Source organism: Marivivens sp. ABH4_498 (assembly GCF_056160585.1).
Window position 1 is genome coordinate 197316 of record NZ_JBSWXL010000004.1, and the last position, 24958, is coordinate 222273.

General features: G+C 55.7%; 26 protein-coding genes. 9 read left to right on the forward strand and 17 right to left on the reverse strand.

Features of this window, described 5'->3' with window-relative positions:
• The first annotated feature begins 108 nt into the window (after positions 1-108).
• A complete protein-coding gene (locus tag ACXAGA_RS11170) occupies positions 109-654 on the forward strand; it encodes an LOG family protein (protein WP_475117553.1) in 546 nt (181 codons plus the stop codon).
• On the opposite strand, the gene rarD is transcribed toward ACXAGA_RS11170, so the two are convergent.
• The 3 genes from rarD to ACXAGA_RS11185 form a co-directional block, all read right to left on the reverse strand.
• On the reverse strand, positions 591-1496 hold the full coding sequence (rarD, locus tag ACXAGA_RS11175) for an EamA family transporter RarD (RefSeq protein ID WP_475117554.1): 906 nt from the start codon (positions 1494-1496) through the stop codon (positions 591-593). The genes ACXAGA_RS11170 and rarD overlap by 64 nt on opposite strands.
• A 78-nt stretch (positions 1497-1574) precedes the next feature.
• On the reverse strand, positions 1575-3398 hold the full coding sequence (locus tag ACXAGA_RS11180) for a methyl-accepting chemotaxis protein (RefSeq protein WP_475117555.1): 1824 nt from the start codon (positions 3396-3398) through the stop codon (positions 1575-1577).
• 121 nt (positions 3399-3519) lie between these two features.
• The gene (locus ACXAGA_RS11185; RefSeq protein ID WP_475117556.1) at positions 3520-4119 is read right to left on the reverse strand and encodes a superoxide dismutase; all 600 of its coding nucleotides are present in this window, start codon (positions 4117-4119) and stop codon (positions 3520-3522) included.
• Positions 4120-4290: 171 nt separating this feature from the next.
• On the opposite strand from ACXAGA_RS11185, the gene ACXAGA_RS11190 reads away from it, so the two are divergent.
• Genes ACXAGA_RS11190 through ACXAGA_RS11200 form a run of 3 tightly spaced genes read left to right on the forward strand, consistent with a single transcriptional unit; the run spans position 4291 to position 7496 of the window.
• A complete protein-coding gene (locus ACXAGA_RS11190) occupies positions 4291-5688 on the forward strand; it encodes a glycosyltransferase family 2 protein (protein WP_475117557.1) in 1398 nt (465 codons plus the stop codon).
• A 9-nt stretch (positions 5689-5697) separates the two neighbouring features.
• The gene (locus ACXAGA_RS11195; protein WP_475117558.1) at positions 5698-6699 is read left to right on the forward strand and encodes a glycosyltransferase family 2 protein; all 1002 of its coding nucleotides are present in this window, start codon (positions 5698-5700) and stop codon (positions 6697-6699) included.
• A complete protein-coding gene (locus ACXAGA_RS11200) occupies positions 6696-7496 on the forward strand; it encodes a hypothetical protein (protein ID WP_475117559.1) in 801 nt (266 codons plus the stop codon). Before ACXAGA_RS11195 ends, ACXAGA_RS11200 begins: the two co-directional genes overlap by 4 nt.
• Here the strand turns inward: ACXAGA_RS11200 and ACXAGA_RS11205 are convergent.
• The 7 genes from ACXAGA_RS11205 to ACXAGA_RS11235 form a co-directional block, all read right to left on the reverse strand.
• Positions 7493-8503 carry a glycosyltransferase family 2 protein gene (locus ACXAGA_RS11205; protein ID WP_475117560.1) on the reverse strand — a complete coding sequence of 337 codons (1011 nt, stop codon included), beginning with the start codon at positions 8501-8503 and terminating at the stop codon, positions 7493-7495. The genes ACXAGA_RS11200 and ACXAGA_RS11205 overlap by 4 nt on opposite strands.
• Before the next feature lie 3 nt (positions 8504-8506).
• The gene (locus tag ACXAGA_RS11210; protein ID WP_475117561.1) at positions 8507-9541 is read right to left on the reverse strand and encodes a glycosyltransferase family 2 protein; all 1035 of its coding nucleotides are present in this window, start codon (positions 9539-9541) and stop codon (positions 8507-8509) included.
• 167 nt (positions 9542-9708) lie between these two features.
• On the reverse strand, positions 9709-10272 hold the full coding sequence (locus ACXAGA_RS11215) for a sarcosine oxidase subunit gamma (RefSeq protein ID WP_475117562.1): 564 nt from the start codon (positions 10270-10272) through the stop codon (positions 9709-9711).
• Positions 10265-13228, reverse strand: a complete 2964-nt coding sequence (locus ACXAGA_RS11220; RefSeq protein WP_475117563.1) for a sarcosine oxidase subunit alpha family protein — start codon at positions 13226-13228, stop codon at positions 10265-10267. The genes ACXAGA_RS11215 and ACXAGA_RS11220 overlap by 8 nt, the downstream gene beginning before the upstream one ends.
• Positions 13225-13554, reverse strand: coding sequence for a sarcosine oxidase subunit delta (locus ACXAGA_RS11225; protein ID WP_475117564.1), 330 nt, complete (start codon positions 13552-13554; stop codon positions 13225-13227). The genes ACXAGA_RS11220 and ACXAGA_RS11225 overlap by 4 nt, the downstream gene beginning before the upstream one ends.
• Before the next feature lie 93 nt (positions 13555-13647).
• A complete protein-coding gene (locus tag ACXAGA_RS11230; RefSeq protein ID WP_475117565.1) occupies positions 13648-13851 on the reverse strand; it encodes a hypothetical protein in 204 nt (67 codons plus the stop codon).
• A gap of 64 nt (positions 13852-13915) precedes the next feature.
• Positions 13916-15160 (reverse strand): sarcosine oxidase subunit beta family protein, encoded by a 1245-nt coding sequence (locus ACXAGA_RS11235; RefSeq protein ID WP_475117566.1) that lies wholly within the window; start codon positions 15158-15160, stop codon positions 13916-13918.
• 218 nt (positions 15161-15378) lie between these two features.
• On the opposite strand from ACXAGA_RS11235, the gene ccmI reads away from it, so the two are divergent.
• From ccmI to ACXAGA_RS11250, 3 genes are read left to right on the forward strand one after another with little or no spacing between them, the layout of a single operon-like run.
• Positions 15379-16593, forward strand: a complete 1215-nt coding sequence (ccmI, locus tag ACXAGA_RS11240; RefSeq protein ID WP_475117567.1) for a c-type cytochrome biogenesis protein CcmI — start codon at positions 15379-15381, stop codon at positions 16591-16593.
• The gene (gene ruvX / locus ACXAGA_RS11245; RefSeq protein ID WP_475117568.1) at positions 16590-17060 is read left to right on the forward strand and encodes a Holliday junction resolvase RuvX; all 471 of its coding nucleotides are present in this window, start codon (positions 16590-16592) and stop codon (positions 17058-17060) included. The genes ccmI and ruvX overlap by 4 nt, the downstream gene beginning before the upstream one ends.
• Before the next feature lies 1 nt (position 17061).
• A complete protein-coding gene (locus ACXAGA_RS11250) occupies positions 17062-17298 on the forward strand; it encodes a DUF1289 domain-containing protein (protein ID WP_475117569.1) in 237 nt (78 codons plus the stop codon).
• Here the strand turns inward: ACXAGA_RS11250 and ACXAGA_RS11255 are convergent.
• The 7 genes from ACXAGA_RS11255 to ACXAGA_RS11285 are packed head-to-tail and all read right to left on the reverse strand — an operon-like array spanning position 17295 to position 23513.
• Positions 17295-17702 carry a tautomerase family protein gene (locus ACXAGA_RS11255; protein ID WP_475117570.1) on the reverse strand — a complete coding sequence of 136 codons (408 nt, stop codon included), beginning with the start codon at positions 17700-17702 and terminating at the stop codon, positions 17295-17297. The genes ACXAGA_RS11250 and ACXAGA_RS11255 overlap by 4 nt on opposite strands.
• A 15-nt stretch (positions 17703-17717) precedes the next feature.
• Entirely contained in the window at positions 17718-18473 is a 756-nt protein-coding gene (locus tag ACXAGA_RS11260; protein ID WP_475117571.1) for an SDR family NAD(P)-dependent oxidoreductase, read from the reverse strand.
• Complete coding sequence (locus ACXAGA_RS11265) at positions 18470-19930, reverse strand: 2-hydroxymuconic semialdehyde dehydrogenase (protein WP_475117572.1); 1461 nt, start codon at positions 19928-19930, stop codon at positions 18470-18472. Before ACXAGA_RS11265 ends, ACXAGA_RS11260 begins: the two co-directional genes overlap by 4 nt.
• An 11-nt stretch (positions 19931-19941) precedes the next feature.
• On the reverse strand, positions 19942-20988 hold the full coding sequence (dmpG, locus tag ACXAGA_RS11270) for a 4-hydroxy-2-oxovalerate aldolase (protein WP_475117573.1): 1047 nt from the start codon (positions 20986-20988) through the stop codon (positions 19942-19944).
• Positions 20985-21902: an acetaldehyde dehydrogenase (acetylating) gene (locus ACXAGA_RS11275; RefSeq protein ID WP_475117574.1), complete on the reverse strand. Its 918-nt coding sequence runs from the start codon at positions 21900-21902 to the stop codon at positions 20985-20987. The genes dmpG and ACXAGA_RS11275 overlap by 4 nt, the downstream gene beginning before the upstream one ends.
• A gap of 22 nt (positions 21903-21924) precedes the next feature.
• Positions 21925-22749, reverse strand: coding sequence for a 2-oxo-3-hexenedioate decarboxylase (gene dmpH / locus ACXAGA_RS11280; protein WP_475117575.1), 825 nt, complete (start codon positions 22747-22749; stop codon positions 21925-21927).
• The gene (locus tag ACXAGA_RS11285) at positions 22713-23513 is read right to left on the reverse strand and encodes a fumarylacetoacetate hydrolase family protein (protein WP_475117576.1); all 801 of its coding nucleotides are present in this window, start codon (positions 23511-23513) and stop codon (positions 22713-22715) included. Before ACXAGA_RS11285 ends, dmpH begins: the two co-directional genes overlap by 37 nt.
• Before the next feature lie 157 nt (positions 23514-23670).
• Here ACXAGA_RS11285 and ACXAGA_RS11290 point away from each other — a divergent pair, with 157 nt between their 5' ends.
• Positions 23671-24603 (forward strand): LysR substrate-binding domain-containing protein, encoded by a 933-nt coding sequence (locus ACXAGA_RS11290; protein ID WP_475117577.1) that lies wholly within the window; start codon positions 23671-23673, stop codon positions 24601-24603.
• Positions 24604-24699: 96 nt separating this feature from the next.
• Positions 24700-24909: a tautomerase family protein gene (locus ACXAGA_RS11295; RefSeq protein ID WP_475117578.1), complete on the forward strand. Its 210-nt coding sequence runs from the start codon at positions 24700-24702 to the stop codon at positions 24907-24909.
• Positions 24910-24958: the final 49 nt, after the last annotated feature.

The following is a 24958-nucleotide window of genomic DNA, read 5'->3' on the forward strand; positions in this document are numbered from 1 at the left end:
CCCTTTTCGCAGCGTTTTGCCGCTATGCGGCATCAATTGTTGTCCGACCTTAGCAACGCGATTATGCAGGGTCAAAGATATGTTCATTCATAAAAGGCATCCGAAAGTATGAAATCAGTATGCGTGTATTGTGGGTCACGGTCCGGTCTGCGTCCTTCGTATGAACAATCCGCAGTGGACACTGGCGAAATGTTGGCCAGAAACGATTGGCGGTTGGTGTATGGCGCGGGTGATGTGGGCCTTATGGGTACCGTGGCGCGATCGGCACAATCCAAGGGCGCTAAAACATTCGGCGTGATCCCGATCCACCTGTTCGAACGCGAAGTCGGCAAACGCGATCTGGACAGCTTTATCGTCACCGAAACGATGCACGAACGCAAAAAGGTGTTGTTTATGAACGCCGATGCCATCGTTGTTTTGCCTGGTGGCGGCGGGTCATTGGATGAGTTTTTCGAAGTCCTGACATGGCGCCAATTGGGCCTACACAGCAAACCCATCTATTTGCTGGACGTCGATGGGTATTGGCAGCCGTTGGTCGGGCTGATTTCGCATGTGGTAGCCGAAGGGTTCGCCGGCCAAGACGTGTTGGACTATGTCACAACCGTGCCCGACGTCGCATCCCTAGAGGCTGCTTTGCGCGCTGATCTGTCCTGACGGATCGCGGCCACGCTGTAGATACCAACACCGGTCCAGATCAGCGCAAACGCGATTTTGTGCCAGACGGTGAAAGGTTCCAGAAAAACCGTGGTCGCAATGATGAACTGCAAGGTCGGGTTAATGTACTGCATGATCCCGACCGTCGACAATGCGACGCGGCGACTGCCATAGGCGAACAACACCAACGTCACGCCCGTCAACGGGCCCGACCCGAACAGCAAAACATGGGTCCACAGCGACAGATCCCGTTCGCCCCAAACCACCAAATAAAAGATAACGATTGGCGCCAGCACCAAAACTTCGGCTGTGACTGACACAACGGGGCCAAGGGTGATCCGTTTTTTGATCAATCCATAAATCCCGAATGTCCCCGCCAACCCCAGCGCGATCCATGGCGGCACGCCCAATCCAGCCGTCAGGATGATAACAGCCGCCGTTGCCAATCCGACTGCACATAATTGCCAAATCGACAACCGTTCGCCCAGAAACACGCGGCCCAACAGCACTGCGACGATAGGGAAAATGTAATAGCCCAGCGATGCTTCGACCGCGTAGCCGAATTTGATGGCAAAGATAAAACCGAACCAATTCGCCGCGATCAACAGCGCTGCAGCAGCCACGATGCCCAATTTCGGTGCCGAATTCACGGCCTGCCACAGCTGCCCAATGCGCCCCTGAAACACCAAAATGGTGCCGAAAAACACCAGCGACCACAACGACCGATAGCACAGCACCTCGATCGGGGGCATGTGCCGGAATTGCGCATAATACAGCGAAGAAAGGCCCCAGATAACGGTGGCCGTCACCAGAGCCAAAAGCCCTTTATTCTGCTCTGCCATGGGGTGCACCTTGAATGGGATTGCCCCCCTTACAGAACATGTATGCGGGGCGCATACAACCCCGCATAATACCTTTGATTAGGCGGCAGATCGATCAGACGAAAGGGTCCGCATTTCTGCGTCCAGACGGTTGGTCGCCTGATTGATTTCGTCCAGCGCCTCGGACTGTTGGCGCGACATCTGGGTGACGGTTTCAATCAACTGCGCAATTTCATTCGCACCGAACGAAATCTCGGCCAATGTTTCGCCGCTTGCCTCTACGATTTTGACGCCGTTTTTCACTTCATGCGCGGCCTCTTCGATCAGGCTGGATACGTCGCCCGCAGCTTTTGCCGAACGCGCAGCCAATTGCTGAACTTCGGTTGCAACCACAGCAAAACCGCGCCCCACATGGCCTGCGCGGGCGGCTTCGACCCTTGCGTTCAGGGCCAGCAGGTTGGTCTGGAACGCAATCTCGTCAATGATTTTGATGATCGAGGTGATTTTGTCAGATGCATTACGGATACGGTCCATCGCTTCGATTGCATCGCTGACGACTTTGGTGCCTTCGTTCGCTTTGACACGCATTTCACCGGCAAAGCCGTTCGCCATATCCGTGTTGGCCACAGCGTTCTGAACAGATTGAGCCAATTGTTCAGTCGACTGCGCCGTGCGTTCCAGATCCTGCGCTATACGCGCAGAGCGTTCGTTGCCTTTTTCTGTCGCGTCGCGCAGCGATGCCAAGGCTTCGGCCTCTTTGTCCAGCACGGCCTGCATAGCCGCCTGCGCATCACGGGTCCGATCACGGAAAATCGCAATGGTGCGGATTACATCCGACAACTGATTGCGCCCTGCTTTGGGCAGTTTCGCATCCAGATCGCCATCGATCATGCGTTTCGATGCAGACACGATTTCCGCCAGAATGCCCGCTTTGATCCGGCCCAATCCCCAAACCATCAGTCCGCAGAAAATCAATGTCACAACAAACAACGTCAGAACGCGGAACAGGGACGCGCGGGTTTCAGCCAGCTTTACGCCGATCGACGATTGCAGACTGTCGATAAGATCCAATTCGATACGGTGCAGCAGATTGATACGGCTGCTATAATCCGCAAAAACAGACGCGGCGCGCAGGTTTTCAATGTCTCCGGACAGGATACGATCACGTAGTCGCAATACCTTGGTCGTTTCAAAGGCGTTATCGACGCGGTCATAAGATGACTGAAGGATATCATCATCATACCGGACGAAATCCGCGAAATAGATGTCTTGGACCGTGGCCAAGGTAACCAAACGGCGCACATCTGCGTCCGTGATTTCACCTGCGGCGGTAATTCTTGCGGCAGCGGCGCGTTCCAATCCCATGCTGTCCTTTGCGCGCAAAAATGCGACCGTTGCGTGGACAAGGTTGGAAAAATCATCCACCGCAGTCATGTCGATCTGGTGGATAAGCTGTTCGATGATGTCCGTGTAGACGGCGACGGCCTCTTCCACCGTGACCGACTGGTTTGTGATCAGGCCTCTTTCCTCGTCCAGCAGGGCCATCAGGTCATTCGATTGAACAAAGGCAGAGCGGAAGGGGCTGTCGGAATGAATTGCAGACAGCGCCGATTCAAAACTAACACGCAGTTCATCAACTTTCGCGCGCTGTTCATCCATGCGGGCACCAAACTCTGTCCCGCCAGAGGCAAGGAACGTCGCAGACACGCCGCGTTCGATTTGCAATTCATGGATCAAGTTGACCGAAATGGCCGACACTTCGTACGCGTCGCCCAGATTGTGAACGCGTTCTAGATCGTTCGTTCGATCTAACGCGAACAACCCTGCATAAATCGCAGCCAAAACCAACGGGACACCGCCCACCAGCAAAAACACCGCCAAAGCAGAGTAATTTAGGATAATCCCACGTAAAAATCGACGCATTGGCCCGCCTGTGTCTGATTGCCTGTCGGGACCTGCAACGGCGAAACCGTGTAAAACTTTAGCGAGAAACGAAAAGGGCCGCCCAAACGGACGGCCCTTACGTTAATCGTTGTCGCGCAAATTACATGCGGCCTGCAACGTTTTCCCAGTTTACCAGGTTGTCCAAGAAGTTGGTCAGGTAAGCAGGGCGTTTGTTGCGGAAATCGATGTAGTACGAATGTTCCCAAACGTCACAGCCCAGCAGAGCAGTCTGACCAAAGCACAGTGGGTTCACACCGTTTTCTGTTTTGGTGACTTTCAGCGAACCGTTGGTGTCTTTGACCAACCACGCCCAGCCCGAACCGAACTGACCAGCGCCAGCAGCCGAGAATTGCGATTTGAATTCGTCAACCGAACCAAACGATTCAACCAGAGCCTTTTCCAGCTCGGTTGGCATTGCGTTGCCGTTTGGACCCATCATTTCCCAGAACTGGTTGTGGTTCCACAGCTGGCTGATGTTGTTGAAGATGCCGTTTTGCGCAACTGCCGATTTGTCGTAGGTGCCAACGATGATTTCTTCCATCGTTTTGCCTTCCCACTCGGTGCCGGCGATCAGTTTGTTGCCGTTGTCGACGTAGGCTTTGTGGTGGATATCATGGTGGTATTCCATGGTCTCTGCCGACATGCCTTTGGCAGCCAGTGCGTCGTGTGCGTATGGAAGATCAGGGAGTTCAAAAGCCATTTGAAAATTCCTTTTGTTCGTTTGTTTTAGTTGTGTTGTAACAAAGCGCATGTAGCCGGAACGTCAACCCCATTTCGCTGCCACAGGTGGACTTATGGCGGGCGTTCGCTATGCTGCATTGCAAAGATAGGGCGTAACGACGCCACACAGGCAGGTAATTGACAGGCAGCTATGGCTCCGAAACATAAATATACAATTCTTTCGATGATGAAGGACGAAGGTCATTCTTTGGTAGAATGGGTCGCGTTCCACAATCACATCGGTTTCGATAACATTTGCGTTTACACCAACAACTGCGGCGACGGCACCGACGATATGTTGATCCGCCTTCAGGAACTGGGCTGGTGTAAACATTTCCGCAACGACGTCCCCGAAGGCAAAAAACCACAGCCGAACGCGCTGGCGCTGGCCACCCAAAACGAAGAGGTGATGGACAGCGAATGGATTTTGACCATGGACGCGGATGAATTCCTGTCGGTCAAATGTGGCAAAGGCCGCATTTCCGATCTTGTCGAACACATCCCCGAAGAAGCCCAAGCCATGGCAATCACGTGGCGGTTTTTCGGGTCCAGCGGTTTAACGCCGTGGAACCCCGGTTTGGTGTCCGAAATGTATACCCGCGCCGCGCCGGATAAATTCAAAAAAGGCTGGGGCGTAAAAACGCTGTTCCGTCCCTACCCTGACGTGAAACTGGGCATTCACCGCCCGCACGTCAAAGGTGCGAAACAAAAACCTGAACGCGCCAAAATGCTGTACGATCAGGTTTGGGTGAACGGATCGGGCGAACGGATGCCCGACGAATTTTCGCTATCGGGCTGGCGTTCGACGAAACCGACGCTGGGCTACAAACTGGTTGAACTGAACCACTACGCCGTAAAATCGTACGAAGCGTACCTGCTGCGCCGCGTGCGCGGTAACGTGAACAACAAACCCGACAAATATAACGAAGCCTATTTTGCGCTATTCGACCGCAACGAACTAGAGGTGACCAACGTTCACCGTCATCTGCGCGGCGTTAAGAAAAAGATGGAGCGCATCCTAGAAGACCCCATCATGCGCGAATTGCAGGACAAGGCGCTGGAATTCCACGCCAACCGCGTAAAGGTTCTACATTCGTCGGGCGAATATGAAAAATGGGTGGACGAACTGAAAAAAGCGTCCGAGATCCCATTGGACAAACTGGACGAGGTTCTGTTCATTCAGCACCTTCCAAAGGTTTGGCAGGAAAAGGTCAAAGAACTGCAAGCCCAAGGCGTGCCCGATAAAACCATCGCCAAAATGATCACGCAAACGCAGACCGCCAAAAAAGGCGAAACCCGCGCGGCGTTGAAACAGGCTGCAGGCGCAGGCGAGCCGGTCAAAGAAGACACCGAAACCGCCGAAAAACGCGAAGCGCAAACCGAAAAAGCCATGACCTTGGACGACAATCCGTTCATGTCCGGCCCAGAGGCGGCTCAGCTGGGCGTCCCACTGCTGAAACAATCCGTTGCGCGCCTAAAGGCGTCAGCAGCCAAGGCAGATCAAACCGACGACAGCGCCCCCAAAGACGCCCCTACCCCCGAGAATTGAAAGCGAAAGATGGCACACCAAAGCACCGTCCTTATCTCGACGATGAAAAACGAAGGGCCGTACCTGCTGGAATGGCTCGCGTATCATAAATCGATCGGGGTTGATAGTTTCCTGCTGTTTTCCAACGACTGCACAGACGGCACCAATTTGATGCTGAACCGTCTGGACCAACTGGGCATCATACGCCACTTTGATAACCCCCAAGGCCCGCGGATGGACCCGCAGCGGTCCGCCTATAGCCGTGCCAACCGCACCGAATGGGTGCGCGAACACGATTGGGCGCTGATTGTCGATGCCGATGAATTTGTGAACGTCAAAGTGGGCGATCATTCCTTGGCTGCGCTGCATGACGCCTGCGGCCCAGCGGATGCAATTTCGATCCCTTGGCGCCTGATGGGGTCCTGCGGCGAAAAAGATTTCGACCCGAACCGTTTGGTGACCGAACGGTTCACCCGTGGCTCTACCTTTGACGCGCCTGAAAACGGGCTGGTTTGGGGGTTCAAAACCCTGTTCCGTCCGCAAAAGTTTGACTATTTCGGTGTGCACCGTCCCAAACTGCACAAATGGGAAGACATGCCCGAAGGCCAGATCAAATGGGTCAACGCATCAGGCAAGGACATGCCGCACAAAACGCTCAAGGGCGGGTGGCGGTTCGGCAAAGACACATTGGGCTACGACTATGCCCAAGTGAACCACTACGCGATCAAAAGCCGCGAAGATTTCCTGCTGAAACGTCTGCGCGGCACGGCCAATTCCAAAAACAAGGATCGTATCGATACCGAATATTGGGACAAATACGATCTGAATGCGAACGAAGATTCCAGCATTCAAACAGCCGAAATCCGCGCTATTATGGACGACTGGCTGCAGGACGCCGATCTGGCTGCATTGCACCGCGCCTGTATCCATGCGTCCCGTCTGGTGCTGAATTATCAGCTAGAGGTGCCCGAATATCGTGAATTTGTGGATACTGGTAAATTTCCACAAAACGAAAAAGAGAAAGACAAATGACAGCGCCCCGTTTTCTATGTGTTGGCACGCATCACAAAACGGGCACTGTCTGGATGCGCCGCACGTTCCACAAATACGCGACCGACAACAACATTCCGGTGGTGCGTGGGTACAACGGAAAACAGCTATCCACCCTGCCCGCGTCAGGTCCGGCGCTGGTGGTGCATTGGAATTCGCTGTTTCCCATTCCGTTCTATGACGCGCCGCAGGCCCGTTTTCTGCACATCATCCGCGACCCGCGCGACATTCTGATTTCAGGCGCGCGGTATCACCTGACGGCTCCGCTGGGGAACGAAAAATTCCTGCGGGTTGCGCGTGACGATCTGGGCGGAAAGACCTATCAGGAACACATCAACAGCCTGCCAACGGTCGTGGACCAAATGCTGTTTGAAATGGAAAACAAACACCGTGAAACCGTGCTGGAAATGCTGGTTTGGCCCTATGGGCATCGCCATGTCGTCGATCTGAAATTCGAAGACGTGGTTAACGACACCGACTGTGCGATTTTCCGCAGCGCTTTGGAAAAGATGGGCGTCGAAGGGTTCGATATCGATGGCGTGGTTAAATACTATTGGGACCACAGCCTATTTGGCGGTGCTGCCAACACCGAAGACCGCGCAGCCAATGTCAAACAGCACGTAAAATCGGGCAAACCCGCGCAATGGAAAACAAAATTGCCGCGCGAGGTTGCAGAAATCTATGTGCGGGAATTCGGTCAGGCGCTGATAACGCTGGGCTATGCCGACAATAACGACTGGGTCGACGAATGCCGCCCAGCATCGGAAATCTACCCCTAGGCCCCAGGCAAAATCCCGGGATTGCGGCGAACATAGCGATTGATGGCCGCCATCAATCCCTGAACATGATCGTTCTGTTTCAGCGCAGCGATCCGGTTTTTGGCATTATCCACGGCGCTGCGATGCAAAGGCCCCAGAACTGGATCCTTTAGCAGATCATCGCGCATTGCGCGCACTTCGGGCATCCAGCGGGCGATATTGTCGTTCCGAACAACGTTAAAATCGTATTTGCGCCAGTATTTTATGCCATAATCCGCAGTGTCGTGGTTGGCGTTTCCGCGCATACGTTTCAACAAAAAACTGTCGATCGACCGCAGCGGATAATGGTTTAACTGCACCAGATCGAACCCATAGTTCGGGTGTAGCAGGCTTTTGACATCGCGGGATAGATCAACGTCGGTGATCCGTGTCCCGCTGCCATTGCGCATCACCAATGTGTCCTGCGCAGCGGGGTCAAACACACAAGAATGGTTGTGAATTTCGATGGGCTTTGCCGCCATGCGCGTCATCGATTTCGTGCCGCGTTTGTTTTGCCGCGTAAAGAAATTGGAATGGTTATCCCAGCAATAATGAAACTGTTCGCCCATCAGCGCATCGGAATATTCACTCACGCCGCCATGACCGAAATTCAGCTGCGACATGGACCAGACATCCGTATCGGGCATCGCGTTGAACAAATCTTCGACCCTGCCCGCGCCTGTATTGATGCAGATAAATTCATCGGCATCAAAACTGGTCACCCAGTCGGATTTGCGCAGACGTGAAAACGTATTGATGTAGCGCACGACCTGTAGGTGATGTTTGGGGTTTCCCGTAAACATCGACGGGTTGGGCAAATGGCGGACCAACCCCAGTTCGTCCAAACGATCCAGCATGTCATCTGTGCCGTCCGAACAATCATTCGAAAACACCAAGATGTCATTCAGACCAATCAAACGATGATAGGCGACCCATTCCAGAATAAATGGGGCTTCGTCCTTCATTGTGGTGACGGACGTAATGCGCATCGATTAACCTGTGACCCGCAGATCGTCGCCATCATCCAGCATTACGCCCGGATGATTGTTCACATAGCGGTTCAAACGTTTCATCAGCTGCTGACCTTCTGGAGTCTGCTTGGCTGCTGCGATTTGGTCTTGCGCCTTGGCCACGGCGGCCTGATGCAGATCACGCAGTTCAGGATCCTGTAGATACGCATCGCGTTTTTCCGCAATGCGGTCTGTCCAGCGCAGGATTTTGTCGTCGTATTGATCATTGCGATCATAGCGGCGCCAATACGGCAAACCATAGTTCGCTTGCGCGTGGTTGGCGTTTCCGCGGCTGACCTTTAGCAGATAGCTGTCAATGGACCGCAAGGCATAATGGTTCAACTGCACCATCCCATAGCCGTAGTACGGATAATCCAAATGTTTGACATCTTTGCGCAAATCCAAATGGCGCAGACGTTCGCCTGACCCGTTATGAATGCGAGCCAGCCGCAATTTATCCTCATCGAACACTGGGGAATGGTTGTGCCATTCCACCGGTTCCGATGATGTATGGGTCAGAGTTTTCGCGCCGCGGCGGTTCGCATCCACATGATACGGTGCGCCATCACGCCAACAATAGCGGAACTGATCGGTGACCAGTGCGTCGCGGTATTCGGTGACGCCGCCGTGCCCGAAATTCAGCTGAGACAGCGACCACACATTGGCGTCCGGCTTTGCATTGAACAGGTCTGTCAGACGACCTTCGCCGACGTTGACGCACATAAATTCATCCGCGTCAAAACTGACAACCCAATCCGAACGTGACGGGCGCATCAGTTTGTTGAAATACCGAATGGCGGTCAGGTGGTGTTTGGCACCTTCGACCAAAAAGGATGGGTTGGTGAAATGACGTAGTTCGCCCAATTCATCCAGACGTTCCAACATGCGGTCGGTGCCATCCGTACAATCGTTCGTAAATACGACGATGTCGTTCACACCAATCAAACGATGGTATGCGACCCATTCCAACAGAAATGGGGCCTCGTTTTTCATAGGCGTGACGGATGTGATCCGCATTGTTTACTCTACCTCATTGTCGGGTCCACCTTGCAATAAACGGCCCAACTTAATTGTTGGTTTAAAGGTATCGCGCAAATAACTGTCGATCAATTGACAGTTTAAACAGAAAAACGCCCTGCGGCAGTCATGTCACAGGGCGTTTTGTAGAATTTTTGCTTTACTTTTTAGATCGCGTTAACAGGTCCCGCCTTGGCCGATGTGGACAACAGGCCAAATGCGTAATCCGCAACCGAACGGAAACACATCAGGTGATACGACCCATCAGGCAGCATCCAGAATGCGGCGGCAACCTGCGCCAGACGCGTGCGGCGCACCATGCCAGCCGTGAATTGATCCGCAGACAGATCAACGGGCGACAGTTTGGCCAAGACTTCGTTCGCGTAATCGCCCGAAATGGAAATCAACGCGCGCGCATCCGATACGTTCACAGCCAGAAAATGGGTGCCCTTTAGCGCCGCATCAAAGGCCGCGACCGTTTCCACCGCCTTTTCGTAGGGCAGGATGACCAGCAGTTCGTCAGGCGACATCCACAACACCGTGTGATCACCCGATTGTACGAAATGGCGGACATCCGGCACCCCTGCCCCAGTGATCTGGGACAGCGCCGCGCCGAAATTTTCATCCTCGAAATCACCGCGCAGGGTGATCATGCCGGTTAGACCCAGTTCACGAACAGTGACGTCGCCTTTGGCCTCTTGGCCGTTCAAAGCGCTTACAACGTTAGACATTCTGCTTTTCTCCGTCTTTGTCGTAGAACACAGGATCAACAATCTTGGCTTTGACCATTGTGCCGTCTTCTTTGTTGAACTCGATCACTTCGCCCATGCGGTCGGGGCCGTTTTTGACCAAGGCCATCGCGATCCCGCGTTTCAGGGTCGGCGAATAATAGGTCGATGTGACACGGCCCTGAACATTGCGCTGACCGTTCGGGTTGTTGCCATCCGCAGGCACATAGGCGCCGTCTTCGATCACGGAACCGTCCAGCGTTTCCACACCAACCAGTTTCCAGCGGTCAGGCGATGCCATGAACGACCGTTCCTGCGCGCGTTTGCCCAGATAGTCGTCCTTTTTCTTGGACAGGGCCCACTGCAGGTTCAGGTCCTGCGGGATGATCGTGCCATCGGTTTCGTCACCGATCATGATGAACCCTTTTTCGGCTCGCATGATGTGCATGGCTTCGGTGCCGTATGGCATGACGCCGAATTCTGCGCCCGCCTCTAGCAAGGCATCCCAGAATGCCGCGCCTTGGGCTGCAGGGACCGCGACCTCGAACGACAATTCGCCAGAGAACGAAATACGGTGCACACGCGCGTCAAAGCCGCCCAAAGTGCCGTCTTTGAACTCCATGAACCCGATCGCGTCTTTGGACACGTCCATGCCGCCCAGTTTTTCCAACAGCTGGCGGGCTTTGGGGCCAGCGATGGCGACTTGGGCGTATTGTTCGGTGACGTTGGCGGTGTAGACTTTCCAGTCCCACCATTCGCACTGAAGCCAGTCTTCCATCCAGTCGTGGATATGCGCCGCACCGCCCGTGGTGGTGTGACACAGCCACGTGTCGTCGTCCAAACGGATGACAACGCCGTCGTCCATCAGAAACCCGTTTTCATTGCACATCAGGCCATAACGACATTTGCCGACTTTTAGGTTGGACATCATGTTGGTGTAGAGCATGTCCAGAAATTTGCCCGCGTCGGGGCCCTTGACGATGATTTTACCCAATGTCGACGCATCCAGCAGACCCACGTTTTCGCGGGCGTTCAGGATTTCGCGGTTCACGGCGTCTTTGGTTTCTTCACCATTTTGAACATAGGCAAATGGTCTGCGCCATTGGCCGCCCACAGGTTCCCATTCGGACCCGTTGGTGTCGTGCCATTTGAACATCGGCGTTTTACGCACAGGTTGGAACAATTCGTCCCGCGCAACACCCGTGATCGAGCCCAGCGAAATAGGCGTATAGGGCGGACGGAACGTCGTGGTGCCCACATTCGGAATGGTCGAATCCAGCGCGGCAGATAGGGTTGCCAAACCGTTGATATTGGACAGTTTCCCCTGATCGGTCGCCATACCTAACGTGGTGTAACGTTTGGTGTGTTCGACGCTTTCGTACCCTTCTCGGGCGGCCAGTTGAACGTCCGACACTTTGACGTCGTTCTGATAATCCAGCCACGCCTTGGACCGCAGTTTGATACCCGCGCCTTGTGGCATCATCCAAACGGGTTGGATCGCAGCCTCGGCTGGTTCATTGGTGGTCACGGTTTTGCCCGCATCCGCCAGAACGGCAGCGGTCGACAGGTGACCATTTGCAGAACCGACGACAGACACAAACGCCTGACCATCAGCACCCAAAGGCGGTTTCGCAGGGTTCGGACGGAACATCGACAGATCGTCGTCCCACGTCAGTTTACCACCGCAGTGCGACCACAGGTGAACGACAGGCGACCAGCCGCCCGACATCGCGACGCAATCACAGGCGATTTCTTCGATCACGCTGCCTTCGCCCGCTTGCAGACAGATCTGCACGCCGGTAACACGCTTTTTGCCTTTGACCTTGGCGATGGCTTTGCCCTTCATCACTTTGATGCCCAGCTTTTCAGCTTCGGCCGCGATGGGGCCAGCGCCGCTGGAACGAGCGTCGATGATGGCAGGCACGGACAGACCCGCCTGTTTCAGCGTGATCGCCGTGCGGTAGGCATCGTCGTTGTTCGTGACAACAACGGTGCGATCACCGCAAGACACGCCCCAATTCACAACGTAATCGCGCACGGCAGATGCCAGCATCACGCCAGGAATATCGTTGCCATAGAACGACAGAGGACGTTCAATCGCGCCAGTGGCCGACACGATTTCACCCGCTCGGATGCGCCACAGACGGTGACGCGGGCCCGATTTATCGGACAGGTGATCGGTCAAACGTTCGTAGCCCAGAACATAACCGTGGTCATAAACGCCAGCGACCATGTTGCGGCTGCGCACGGTGACGTTTTCCATAGCGTTCAACGCGGCCAAGGTATCAGAAACCCAATCCGCCGCCGATTTACCGTCGATTTCGACGCCGTCCACAACGGCACGGCCACCGAAATCAGCGGTTTGTTCCAGCAGCAGAACGCGTTTACCCTCGATGCCTGCTTTCAGCGCGGCAGCCAGACCAGCGATGCCGCCGCCCGCAACCAGAACGTCACAGAAGAAATAGAAATGTTCGTAGGTGTCAGCGTCTTTTTCTTTTGGCACCTGACCCAGACCCGCCGATTGACGGATGAAGGGTTCGTAGACGTATTTCCAGAACGGACGCGGATGGATGAACATCTTGTAATAGAAACCCGCAGGCAGCCAGCGAGCGAACAGCTGGTTCACCGCGCCGATATCGAATTCCAGCGACGGGTAATGGTTCTGCGATTTGATCGTCAGACCGTCGAACACCTCTTGGGTGGTGGCGCGCTGGTTGGGTTCGAAACGGTTGCCGGTCCCCATGTTGAACAGGGCATTCGGTTCTTCGGCGCCCGATGCGACCACGCCGCGCGGGCGGTGGTATTTGAACGAACGGCCCATCATCATCTGGTCATTCGCCAGCATAGCGGATGCCAGTGTGTCGCCCTGATAACCGCGCAGACGTTTGCCGTTAAAGGTAAATTCGACAGGTTTCGAACGGTCGATCATTCGACCCAAAGATTGCAGACGGGTGCTCATGCCTTTTCCTTCCACGACCAGCCGGGGTGTTTTGCGGTGATTGCTGCAACGATGTCAGCAGGCGGTTCTGTGGTTTGGGCGGGGTATGTGCCGTAAACCTCTAGCGTGGCGGTATCGCGGGCGCACAGGAACCATTTCCCGCAGCCGTTCGCATGACGCCACCGTTCCAGATGCACGCCTTTTTTGTTTTCGCGCATGAACAGATATTCTTCGAACGCTTCGTCACTGTCGCCGATGGTGGCGCGTTTCAGGTGCGCTTCGCCGCCGGCATGCAGTTCGGTTTCTTCGGCATGAACGCCGCAATAAGGGCAATGAAGGATCAACATGTCGCGTTCCTTGTGTTGGGCCATCCACACGAAAACAGGCCGGCAAAGCGCGCGGCTTTGCCGACCTGTGACAGTCGGGAATGCAAAATAGGGTTATTGACCGACGGCGTCTTCGATGGCTTCGCCAGCTTCTTGCATGGCAGTGCCGCCACCATCGATGGAAATAGTAAGGTCGTCAGATTGTTCCGCACCGGTCCAGACGAAATAGCCCAGAACAGCGACGACAACGACCAATGCGCCCACGATGAACGCAAGGCCAGAGTTTGTGCCGGACGAATTGTTTGTTTGGTCAACCATTGCTGATCTCCTGTAAAATCACTTGTTACAGGTACAACGCAGGTATGGGCGAAAAGGTTCCGCATTAGTGCGCAACCCCCGCGGCAACGGATTCGTCGATGAATTTGCCTTCGCGGAAACGGTACATGTCGAATTCAGCCGTCAGAGGGCTGTGACCTTTGGCCATCAATTCGGCCATGCCCCAACCCGATCCTGGGATCGCTTTGAACCCGCCGGTGCCCCAGCCGCAGTTCACAAAGATGCCTTCGACAGGGGTTTTCGACAGGATCGGAGACCGGTCACCGGTCATGTCCACGATACCGCCCCACTGACGCAGCATTTTCAAACGGCTGACCATCGGGAATGTTTCGACCAAGGCGCGAACAGTTTCTTCGATATGGTGGAACGATCCGCGCTGGGTGTAGTTGTTGAACGCGTCTGTGCCGCCGCCGATCACCATTTCGCCTTTGTCGGATTGCGACATGTACCCGTGCACGGTGTTCGCCATCACGACCACATCCATGCAAGGTTTGATCGGTTCAGACACCAACGCCTGCAGCGCGACCGATTCAATCGGCAGACGGAACCCCGCCATTTCGGCCAAGGTCGACGTGTGACCCGCAACAACCATGCCCAGTTTGTCGCAATCAATGTCGCCTTTGGTGGTGTTCACGCCCACGACTTTGCCGCCTTCGGTGCGCACGCCAGTGACTTCGCACTGCTGGATCACGTCCATGCCCATGTCGGAACAGGCACGCGCATAGCCCCACGCCACAGCGTCGTGACGCGCGGTGCCGCCGCGTTTTTGGTACAGACCGCCCATAACAGGATAGCGCGGGCCGTCGATGTTGATGATCGGCACCAATTTTTTCAGCTGCTCTGGCGTGACCCATTCGGTCGCAACGCCCTGCAATTGGTTCGCCAAAACGGTCCGTTTGTAGCCGCGCACCTCGTGATGGGTTTGGGCCAGCATGATCAGACCGCGGGGACTGAACATCACGTTGTAGTTCAGGTCCTGCGACAGGTTTTCGTACAGCGACAGCGCTTTGTCATAAATCGCTGCCGATGGGTCCTGTAGGTAATTCGAACGGATGATCGTGGTGTTACGGCCCGTGTTGCCGCCGCCCAGCCAGCCCTTTTCGATAATTGCGACATTCGTGATGCCGTAATTTTTGCCCAAATAGTAGGCCGTCGCCAGACCGTGCCCGCCTGCCCCTACGATGATCACATCGTATTTTTTCTTGGGCTGAGGCGAACGCCATGCGCGTTCCCAACCAGAATGATAACGTAGACCCTCTCGGGCTACAGCGAATACGGAATAGCGTCTCATGCGTGCGAATCCCCTTTGTTGGTCGCGGGCATCCCTGTTTCCCCCTAAGTGCAAAAAATCGCAGACCAAATGTCGACTGGACACGCCCGATTATTGCACCTTTGCGACATAGATTAACCGTTCGCGCCAAATCGGTATCGGGTCATGCGGACGCAGGGCCTTTAATCGCGGTGAAATGACCGTTAGGTATTCATGGCACATCAATTGGAGGCGCATGGATGTTCTGGATCATTGCTACCTTACTCGCGCTTGTCGCGGGCGGCATGTTGGTGCTGCCTTTGGCCCGCAAAAATGAAACGGAAACAACCGGCCCATCAGATGTCGACATCTACAAAACCCAGTTGGCCGAAATCGAACGCGACCTAAATCGCGGCATCCTATCGCCCGAAGAAGCCGAACAAGCCAAAACCGAAGTCGCACGTCGGCTATTGGCCGCTGATAAAACGGCGGCGCATAACAACGGTGAAACGCCGCGCAAGGTCGCGATCGGCGCGGCTGTCCTGTCGTTGGCTGCGGTGGTTGCCGGTGGTTTGGGCCTATACGCTGTTCTGGGCGCGCCCAATGCAGACGATCTGCCCCGCGAACAGCGGATCGCAGACGCCCGCACGCAATACGACAACCGCCCAACACAGGTCGAGGCAGAAGCTGCACAGCCCGCCGCCGAAGACATCGACCTACCCGACAACCTGCGCGACACTGTCGAACGTGTACGCCAAAACGCAGTGGACAACCCAGATGACATGGCCGCGCTGCGCGATCTGGCGCGGATGGAAATCATCATGGGCAACACCGCAAATGCCGCGCGCGCCCAAGGCCAGATTGTGACGTTGCTGGGCGGAAACTCTGCCCCAATCGACGAAAAAGAGGCGCTGGCCGAATTGATGATTTCTGCCGCGGGCGGGATCGTGACGGCCGATTCAGAACGCATCCTACGGGTGATTTTGGATGAAAATCCGAACAGCCTGACCGGCCTATATTGGGTTGGCGCGTTGTTCATGCAAAACGGCCGCCCCGATCAGGCGTTTGTCTATTGGGACCGCCTGCTGCGCAACGCGCCGGCGGATGCCGAATGGATCGCAGACGTCCAACAAACCACGATGGATCTGGCATGGTACGCAGGCCGCGAAGATTACACGCCGCCCGTGAACACCCTGCGCGGGCCAACCGCCCAAGACATTGAAAACGCTTCAGGAATGGACGCCGAATCCCAAGCGAACATGATCCAAGGCATGGTCGACGGGCTGATGGCGCGATTGGCAACCGAAGGCGGAACACCAGACGAATGGGCGCAGTTGATCCGCGCCTTGGGCGTGCAAGGTGACACCGAACGCGCTGCGGCCATTTGGGGCGAAGCACAGCAAAACTTTGCCGGCAATGACACCGCGCTGGATGTCATCCGCCCCGCCGCTGTATCCGCAGGAGTCGCCGAATGATCCTACAAACTGTTGACGAATTTGCAGGTGCGATCCCGCCGTTCCGTGCTATTTGCGGGCTAGATCTGGGCACCGTGACAATCGGCGTTGCTGTGTCTGATGGCATGCGTCAGGTTGCGACCCCGTTAGAGACGATCAAGCGTAAAAAATTCGGCGTGGACGCGGAAAAGTTATTGGCGATCTTGGCCAAACGCGACATCGCGGGCATCGTTTTGGGGCTGCCGTTAAACATGGACGGCACCGAAGGCCCGCGCGTGCAATCCACCCGCTCCTTTGCCCGAAATTTGGAAAAACTGACGGATATACCGATCACGTTCTGGGATGAACGTCTGTCCACGGTCGCAGCCGAACGCGCATTGCTAGAGGCGGATACGTCCCGAAAACGTCGCGACGAGGTGATCGACCACGTTGCGGCAGGCTATATCCTGCAAGGGGCGCTGGACCGTTTGCGCCACTTAGGAGCCTAAAGTGACCGACGATATCTGGAAACGGGCCGAAATCGAAAGCCCATGCAAAAAACTATGCGCCATCCACCCTGAGGCAAAAATTTGCACGGGGTGTTTTCGTACGCTGTCCGAGATCGGCAATTGGTCCCGCATGACGCCCGCAGAACGCCGCACCATTATGGATGACCTGCCCGCCCGCGAACCCGCGTTGAAAAAACGGCGGGGCGGACGGGCGGCCAGATTGGACCGTTTGAATTAGAAAACCTGTTCGCTGAGCGCTGCGATGTGGTTTGCGCGGACTTTGGATGCAGGTTCCCCACCGATGCACCAATCATCCGGCGACACGGTGCGGCACACACCGCGCACGTCCGCGGCATTCAATCCTGTCTCGCACGCGATCAGTGCGGTCAACCGCGCCATAATCGCATGTTTGGTTTCCGTCGGTCGCCCCTGAAAGATCAGGAATTCAAAGAACGGCGATGGTTTTCCCACCTGCCCTGCGGTTGCAAATCTCGTTTCACCATAAGGTTTGATGTAAATACGAACGCGGTCGATCGGGCTGTTCAGGCAGTCGGCCATAATCTGTGAAGCCTGCGTCAGTAGATTGGTTTCGACATCAGGTGACAGATGCGGTTCGGGAATATTCATAAACACGACTGGCATAGCAAATCCTACTCTTTACGGTGTCCCATGGCGGCGCCCGCCATCCAATGACATAACATTGCCTGTCATCGCCTCGGCCTCTGGTGCCAATAGCGTTGCAACGGCCCAAGCCACCTGATCGGGATCAACCAGCGTGTTCAGCGACGATTCCGCACGCATACCGTCCAACACATGGTCGGGCGTGGTATCATTGGCTTTGGCGCGCACTTCGACAATGCGGTGCAAACGGGGGGTATCTGCTGGACCCGGCGCGATGGTATGCGCCGAAACGCCCCGCGCGCCATAGGCCTGCGACAATTGCCGCATCAGCGCGATAATCGACGCGTTTGCGATACCTGCGGCGCAGGCATAATCGGTGGGTTCAATCCCATAATGCCCCGCGATGCCGACCAAACGCGACCCGCGTACCAGATGGGCATCCACCGCGCGAGCTAGCCGCATCATACCGCCTGCTTTGATATTCACCGATTGCGCAATGGCATCGGGCGCTAGGTCCAACACATGACCCGGCGCGGCCAGTCCCGGCCCGTGGATCGCCATGCGAACCGGCCCAGTCAGCGCTGCGGAAATATCCGCAATCGCGCTATCGTCTGCGATATCCGCAACACACGGCACAACATTCGGAAAATCAGCGGCCAAAGCATCTAGACTGTCGCGGCTACGCCCAACAGCGATCACCGTCATGCCCAATCCCGTCAGACGCGCCGTAATCGCTCGCCCGAAATCGCCCGTCGCGCCGACCAATACGGCTGTTTCACCTTGAAATGTCATAGTTTGATACACACGTTGCGCATTTCGGTATAGAATTCCAGCGAATGAACCCCGCCTTCGCGGCCAATACCCGACTGGCCCGATCCGCCAAATGGCGTGCGCAGATCGCGCAGGAACCATGAATTGACCCAAGTGATCCCGACCTCAACCTCGGCCGCGACGCGGTGCGCGACGGACAGGTTCGTTGTCCAGATCGTGGTCGACAGACCATAGTCCGTCGCATTGGCCAGTTCGATGACTTCGTCGACGGTATCGAACGGCGCGACGTGACAGCACGGTCCAAAGATTTCTTCGGTAACGACGGGGTGATCTTCGGCCAGTCCAGTCCAGATAGTGGGTTCGACAAAGGCCCCGTTCGCCAGATCGCCATCCATGTCAGGCACGCCGCCACCGCAGATGATATTCGCGCCGCCTTCGCGGGCTTTGTCATAATAGGACAGCACTTTGGCCTGATGTTCTTTGGAAATCAGCGGGCCGTAGTTTGCGGTTTTATCGTCAGGCGCGCCGAATTTAACAGCCTTAGCTTTCTCCGCCAAAGCGTTGACGAATTTATCAAAAATTGGGCGTTCGACATACAAACGTTCGGTCCCCAGACAGACCTGACCCGTGTTCAAAAACGCCGAACGGAAAATCCCGTTCACGGTCGCATCCAGATCACAATCGGCGAAAATAATGCCAGGGTTTTTGCCGCCCAGTTCAAACGACACGTCCCGCAGACCACGCGCGGCGGCTTTCATGATCGCTTCGCCCGTGCGGGTTTCACCGGTAAAGGTGATCGCGTCCACATCAGGATCTTGGGTCAGGAATTCGCCCGCCGCATCGGTGCCGTGGCCATGAACCACGTTGTAAACGCCGTCAGGAATGCCGACCTCTTTCATCACTTCGCCCAGTAGGGCTGCGGTGGCGGGGGTTTCTTCGGATGGTTTGACGACAACCGCGTTCCCGCAGGCCAGCGCGGGGCCGACTTTCCATGTCATCAACAGGAACGGCGCATTCCATGGGGAAATCACGCCAATCACGCCTTTGGGTTTGCGCAGCGCATAGTTCAACGCGCCGTCCCCATCGGGCGTATCCATCATAAAGCTTTCTGTGGGAACGTTTTTCACCACATCAGCAAAGATTTTGAAATTCGCAGCGCCACGCGGGATGAACACATGTTCCATCACATGGCGCGGCTGGCCTGTGTCAGCCATTTCGGCATCGACGAATTCGTCAAACCGCGCGGTGATCCCATCGGCAACCGCATGCAGCAGTTCCAAACGTTTGGCGACAGGCATCTTTCCCCAAGGCCCGTTCATCGCGCGTTTGGCGGCCTGCACTGCGCGGGCAACATCCGACTGGCTGCTTTTGGCGATTTTGCCGATCACCTTGCCCGTAGCTGGGCTAACCTTGTCAAAGGTTGCGCCATTTTCGGCATCCACAAAGGCGCCGTCGATAAAGTTTTTAACGTCGTACATATCAGCCCCGATTATGCAGTTTCAGCCAAAAGGCCGCGTTCTTTGGCCATGGTCATGGCGGTGTCGATGATCATGTCCTCTTGTCCCGCGATCATGCGGCGTTCGCCCAGTTCGACCAGAATATCGCGCGCAGGCACGCCAAACCGTTCGGACGCGCGTTTCGCGTGCAATAGGAACGTCGAATAAACACCAGCATAGCCCAATGTCAGGGCTTCGCGATCGGCACGGACGATTTGATCCATCATCGGCACAACGATGTCTTCGGCGGCATCCATCAGCGCGAACAGATCAACACCCGTTTTGACGCCCATACGGTCCAGAACGGCGGCCAAAACTTCGGTCGGGCAATTGCCTGCGCCCGCCCCTAGGCCCGCCAAAGACGCATCGATACGGTTCGCACCTGCCGCAATTGCGGCGATGGAATTCGACACACCCAGACCCAGATTGTGGTGCCCGTGGAACCCGATCTGGGTTTCCGGTTTCAGCGTATCGCGCAGGCGGCTGATCGCATCGGTGACGTCCTGACCCAGCATATAGCCAGCCGAGTCTGTGACATAGATGGTTTGCGCGCCATAGCTTTCCATCAGTTTGCCCTGATGGGCCAAACCAGCGGCGTCATTCAGGTGCGCCATCATCAAAAAGCCCGTGGTATCCATACCCAATTCGCGGGCATAGGCGATGTGCTGAGGCGCAGTGTCGGCCTCGGTGCAGTGGGTGGCGACGTGAACGGAGCGCGCCCCGCAATCATAGGCCTCTTTCAGTTCTTTCATGGTGCCCAAACCAGGGATCAACAGAACCGATACGACAGCTTGGGTCATTTTGTCGGCGACGGCTTCGATATATTCGGCATTCGATGCCAACGCGAACCCGTGCTGCAGCGAATTGCCCCCCAGCCCCGCGCCATGCGTGACCTGTAGATACGGCATCCCCGCCGCGTCCAATGCGGTTGCAACGCGCACCATTTCATCGACGCTGATCTGTTCACGTTTCGCATGCATCCCGTCGCGCAGGGTCATGTCATGTAGGGTGACCGAACGGCCCTCTAGCGTGCTTTTCATGCCATTTCTCCTACTGGTGTTAGTTGTACACGGCCCGCGATCATTTCTTTGGCGATCATTTCGGCAGTGTGGGTTGCGGCGGCGGTCATGATGTCCAGATTGCCCGCGTATTTAGGCAGGAAATCCCCCAGACCTGCGACCTCCATAAAGACGGCGACGGTATTGCCGTCGAACGTGGGGCCGTTCACCAAACGGTAGCCCGGCACGTATTTCTGCACCTTGCCGATCATGTCGCGGACGGATGCGATAATCGCATCGCGATCAGGTTCGCCCGTGGTACGGCAATAAATGGTGTTGCGCATGATGACGGGCGGTTCGGCGGGGTTGATGATCGCCAACGCCTTGCCTTTTATCGCGCCGCCAACTTTTTCAATCGCAGAAGAGGTCGTGTAGGTGAATTCATCCAAATTCGCCCGCGTGCCTGGCCCCACCGATTTCGACGACAAACTGGCAACGATTTCGGCGTATTCGACCTCTTGGATCGTGGACACAGCGTTGACGATTGGAATGGTGGCCTGACCCGCGCAGGAAATCATGTTCAGGTTCATGTTTCCGGCATTCAGATATTCCGTCAGATTGACGGGCGGCACACACAGCGGGCCAATAGCGGCGGGCGTCAGGTCGATCATCATCACGCCCAGTTCGTTCATTTTACGGCTATTTTCAGCATGAACATAGGCCGAGGTCGCATCGAACGCGATCTGGATCCCGTCCTCTTTGATGTGCGGCAGGATGGCGTCGATGCCTTTGGATGTGGTTTTCAGCCCCATGTCCGCTGCGCGTTTCAACCCATCGGATTCCGGATCGATTCCGACCATCCAGACGGGTTCCAGCACGTCGCTGCGTTGCAGTTTATAGATCAGGTCGGTGCCGATATTGCCCGACCCGATCAGGGCACATTTAATTTTGGACATGGGGCTCTCCTCTATCTCAGCGTTAGTCGGTGAAACGCACCGAAACGCTGCCCAATTCGTGGAATGATGCGCGCACGTGATCACCCGGTTTGACCGCATAGGCCGCCGTGATCGCACCGCTTAGGGCAATGCTGCCTGCGGTCAGTGTTTCGCCCATTCCGTGTAAAATGCGGACCATCAGCGCGATGGCTTCGGCGGGGTCGTTCAGAACCTCGGCCCCTGCCCCCAGCGCAACGATGTCGCCGTTGATTTCCATGACCGCACCAATCGTCCGCAGGTCGATCCCATCAGGGCGGCGCGGATAGCTGCCGACGACATAGCGCGCGGACGATGAATTATCGGCGATCACGCTTTGCATATCGAATTTGAACCCTGTGAAACGGCTGTCGATGATTTCAATCGATGGGATCAGAAAATCGGTGGCAGCCATCACATCCGCCGCAGTGCAATCCGCGCCCGATAGCGTTTCTTTCAACACAAAGGCGATTTCGCATTCGACGCGCGGGTGGACCATTTCGGACACCGAAATTTGTCCGTTTTCGGCAACGGCCATTTTGTCGGTCAAAAACCCGATCGATGGGTTATCAACGCCCATCTGGATCATTTTGGGTTTCGACGTCAGGCCGGCTTTCCACCCTGTCAGGCGATGACCACGAGCGATGAAACTATGACGCAGCGCGTTTTGCACGGCATAAGCATCATCCACGGTCATGTCGGGGAAATCTTCGGTCAATTTACGGATCGCGTGACCATAGGTTTGAGCGGTTTCCACGCGTTCGGCCAAACGGGCGATGTCTGTCTGCGATAACGTCATGCCAGCGCCTTTCCAGTAAAGTGAACGCTGCATTTTCCCATGCCTGCGATTTCAACAGACAGCGTGTCGCCGTCCTGCATTCCCACCAACGCAGCCTGCGATCCCGACAGGATCACTTCGCCTGCTTTCAGCGGCATACCCAATGGGCCCAGCGTGTTAGCCAGCCAAGCAACAGCATTCAGGGGCGATCCCTGCACAGCCGCGCCGCAGCCGGATGTTGCCACATCGCCGTTTTTACAAACGACCATTCCTGACAGACGCAAATCAACATCGCGCGGATCGATCTTTTCGCGGCCCAGAACGAACACACCGCATGATGCGTTGTCGGAAACCGTGTCCTGAATGGCAATTTTCCAATCCTGAAAACGGGTATCGACGACTTCGAAACAGGGGGTGACGTATTCGGTGGCTTGCAGCACATCCAATGCCGTCACGCCCGGGCCTGTTAGGTCATGTTTCAGAACAAAGGCCAATTCGCCTTCGGCGCGAGGCTGCATCAGCGTGCCCAGATCAATGGTATCGCCGTCCTGAAACAGCATCGCATCGGTCAGAATGCCGAAATCGGGCTGATACACACCCAATGCATCCTGAATGGCTTTGCTGGTCAGGCCGATCTTTTTGCCGATCACCTTTTCGCCGTCAGCAATACGGCGGTCCATCATGCGCGACTGGATGCGATAGGCATCTTCGATCGTGCTGGTTGGTTCCAAAGCTGCAATTTTATCAATGGGCTGACGTGTGCGCTGTGCGTCGAACAGCATATCGCCTAGCGCGTCAATGCGTGCCTGATCGATCATATTTCCCCCTTACCAAAACGCGACAGAACGGCGCGTTTGGCCTCAATGTGTTGATTAGTGATATCGCGGTGCATACCATACCTTCCAATACTTTATCGGACCCGACTCCATTCAAAAAACGTATCGAACATAAATTCGGACGCAACCAGAGTTAGAAATGCATATCGATATTAGACAACTGAGGTATTTCGTAGCAGTCGCCGAAGAACTGAACTTTGGTCGCGCTGCGGATAAACTCCACATCTCGCAACCCCCGGTCACGCGGCAGGTTCAGCAGTTGGAACAAACGCTGGGCAGTCCCTTGTTCGTGCGTCACGCCAAAGGGGTCACGCTTACCCCCGAAGGCGCGTTGTTCCTAGAAGAGGCCAAAGCCATGCTGGCCCTGCTGGAACAAGCCGCAGAAAAGGTGAAACACGCCCGCAACGGCGAATTGGGGCGCATCGATGTGGCGATATTCGGCTCTGCCGTCTTTGGACGTATTCCCGAAATCGTGCTGGCGTTCCGCCGCAAATACCCCGCGGTAAAGGTCGCGCTGCACACCATGTCGAAACAGCGTCAGCTGGATGGATTGCTGAACAGATCGGTGGATGTGGCATTCAACCGCCTGATGACTCCGCAAAACGGCCTAACAGTCGAAGAGCTGGCGCGCGAACCGCTGTATATCGCGGTCGCAGAGGGCAGCGAACTGGCCCAGATGGACGCCGTTCCGTTTTCCGAATTGGGCAAACACCCATTGGTCCTGTTCCCCACGTCGAAATTGCCCGGCTTTATCGACAAAGTGCGCGCCATGTGTGCCAGCGCAGGTTTTGTCCCCAACATCGCCCAAGAGGTCGGCGATGCGGTCAGCGGATTGGCTTTGGTCGCGTCGGGATTCGGCATTTGCATTGTCCCCGAATCCATCCTCAACGTGCATTTGCCCGGCACAGTGTTTCTGCCGATCTGTGATTTCGACGGCGATCTGACGCTGGATCTATCCTGTGTCTACAGAGCAAACGAACCCGCCCCGGTCATAGAAAATTTCCTTTCCGTCGCGCGCGAGGTCTGCGCGACCACGCCGTTCAATACGAAAACCGTATCAAGTCAGGATTGAAATAGTATTGGAACGTAATGCTCGATACCGCGATGCTAGGTTTCAACGATCGACGCCAACCGCGTTTTGACCGTTGCACACATCAGGAGGACACCCGTGCCAATCATCGAGGTACATATCGCCCAAGGCCGCAACATGGATGCAAAGCGTAAGCTGTTCCAAGGCATCACCGCCGCTGCCGTAGAATCGCTGGGCGTTAAATCGGAACAGGTACGGATCATCCTGCGGGAAATCGACGAAGGCCATTTTGCCGTCGGCGGAGAACCAAAACTAAACGTTTTCGGCGTCGCCGACGCAGCCGAATAATTTACGCATCTTTGACCTTGAGGAGAGGTCAACCTAGAGGGGGAGAAAC

What these genes read in the sequence shown, in the direction of transcription:
- ACXAGA_RS11170 (WP_475117553.1), top strand. Translation starts at nt 109, where the DNA reads ATGAAATCAGTATGCGTGTATTGTGGGTCACGGTCCGGTCTGCGTCCT.
- rarD (WP_475117554.1), bottom strand. Translation starts at nt 1,496, where the DNA reads ATGGCAGAGCAGAATAAAGGGCTTTTGGCTCTGGTGACGGCCACCGTT.
- ACXAGA_RS11180 (WP_475117555.1), bottom strand. Translation starts at nt 3,398, where the DNA reads ATGCGTCGATTTTTACGTGGGATTATCCTAAATTACTCTGCTTTGGCG.
- ACXAGA_RS11185 (WP_475117556.1), bottom strand. Translation starts at nt 4,119, where the DNA reads ATGGCTTTTGAACTCCCTGATCTTCCATACGCACACGACGCACTGGCT.
- ACXAGA_RS11190 (WP_475117557.1), top strand. Translation starts at nt 4,291, where the DNA reads ATGGCTCCGAAACATAAATATACAATTCTTTCGATGATGAAGGACGAA.
- ACXAGA_RS11195 (WP_475117558.1), top strand. Translation starts at nt 5,698, where the DNA reads ATGGCACACCAAAGCACCGTCCTTATCTCGACGATGAAAAACGAAGGG.
- ACXAGA_RS11200 (WP_475117559.1), top strand. Translation starts at nt 6,696, where the DNA reads ATGACAGCGCCCCGTTTTCTATGTGTTGGCACGCATCACAAAACGGGC.
- ACXAGA_RS11205 (WP_475117560.1), bottom strand. Translation starts at nt 8,503, where the DNA reads ATGCGCATTACGTCCGTCACCACAATGAAGGACGAAGCCCCATTTATT.
- ACXAGA_RS11210 (WP_475117561.1), bottom strand. Translation starts at nt 9,541, where the DNA reads ATGCGGATCACATCCGTCACGCCTATGAAAAACGAGGCCCCATTTCTG.
- ACXAGA_RS11215 (WP_475117562.1), bottom strand. Translation starts at nt 10,272, where the DNA reads ATGTCTAACGTTGTAAGCGCTTTGAACGGCCAAGAGGCCAAAGGCGAC.
- ACXAGA_RS11220 (WP_475117563.1), bottom strand. Translation starts at nt 13,228, where the DNA reads ATGAGCACCCGTCTGCAATCTTTGGGTCGAATGATCGACCGTTCGAAA.
- ACXAGA_RS11225 (WP_475117564.1), bottom strand. Translation starts at nt 13,554, where the DNA reads ATGTTGATCCTTCATTGCCCTTATTGCGGCGTTCATGCCGAAGAAACC.
- ACXAGA_RS11230 (WP_475117565.1), bottom strand. Translation starts at nt 13,851, where the DNA reads ATGGTTGACCAAACAAACAATTCGTCCGGCACAAACTCTGGCCTTGCG.
- ACXAGA_RS11235 (WP_475117566.1), bottom strand. Translation starts at nt 15,160, where the DNA reads ATGAGACGCTATTCCGTATTCGCTGTAGCCCGAGAGGGTCTACGTTAT.
- ccmI (WP_475117567.1), top strand. Translation starts at nt 15,379, where the DNA reads ATGTTCTGGATCATTGCTACCTTACTCGCGCTTGTCGCGGGCGGCATG.
- ruvX (WP_475117568.1), top strand. Translation starts at nt 16,590, where the DNA reads ATGATCCTACAAACTGTTGACGAATTTGCAGGTGCGATCCCGCCGTTC.
- ACXAGA_RS11255 (WP_475117570.1), bottom strand. Translation starts at nt 17,702, where the DNA reads ATGCCAGTCGTGTTTATGAATATTCCCGAACCGCATCTGTCACCTGAT.
- ACXAGA_RS11260 (WP_475117571.1), bottom strand. Translation starts at nt 18,473, where the DNA reads ATGACATTTCAAGGTGAAACAGCCGTATTGGTCGGCGCGACGGGCGAT.
- ACXAGA_RS11265 (WP_475117572.1), bottom strand. Translation starts at nt 19,930, where the DNA reads ATGTACGACGTTAAAAACTTTATCGACGGCGCCTTTGTGGATGCCGAA.
- dmpG (WP_475117573.1), bottom strand. Translation starts at nt 20,988, where the DNA reads ATGAAAAGCACGCTAGAGGGCCGTTCGGTCACCCTACATGACATGACC.
- ACXAGA_RS11275 (WP_475117574.1), bottom strand. Translation starts at nt 21,902, where the DNA reads ATGTCCAAAATTAAATGTGCCCTGATCGGGTCGGGCAATATCGGCACC.
- dmpH (WP_475117575.1), bottom strand. Translation starts at nt 22,749, where the DNA reads ATGCAGCGTTCACTTTACTGGAAAGGCGCTGGCATGACGTTATCGCAG.
- ACXAGA_RS11285 (WP_475117576.1), bottom strand. Translation starts at nt 23,513, where the DNA reads ATGATCGATCAGGCACGCATTGACGCGCTAGGCGATATGCTGTTCGAC.
- ACXAGA_RS11290 (WP_475117577.1), top strand. Translation starts at nt 23,671, where the DNA reads ATGCATATCGATATTAGACAACTGAGGTATTTCGTAGCAGTCGCCGAA.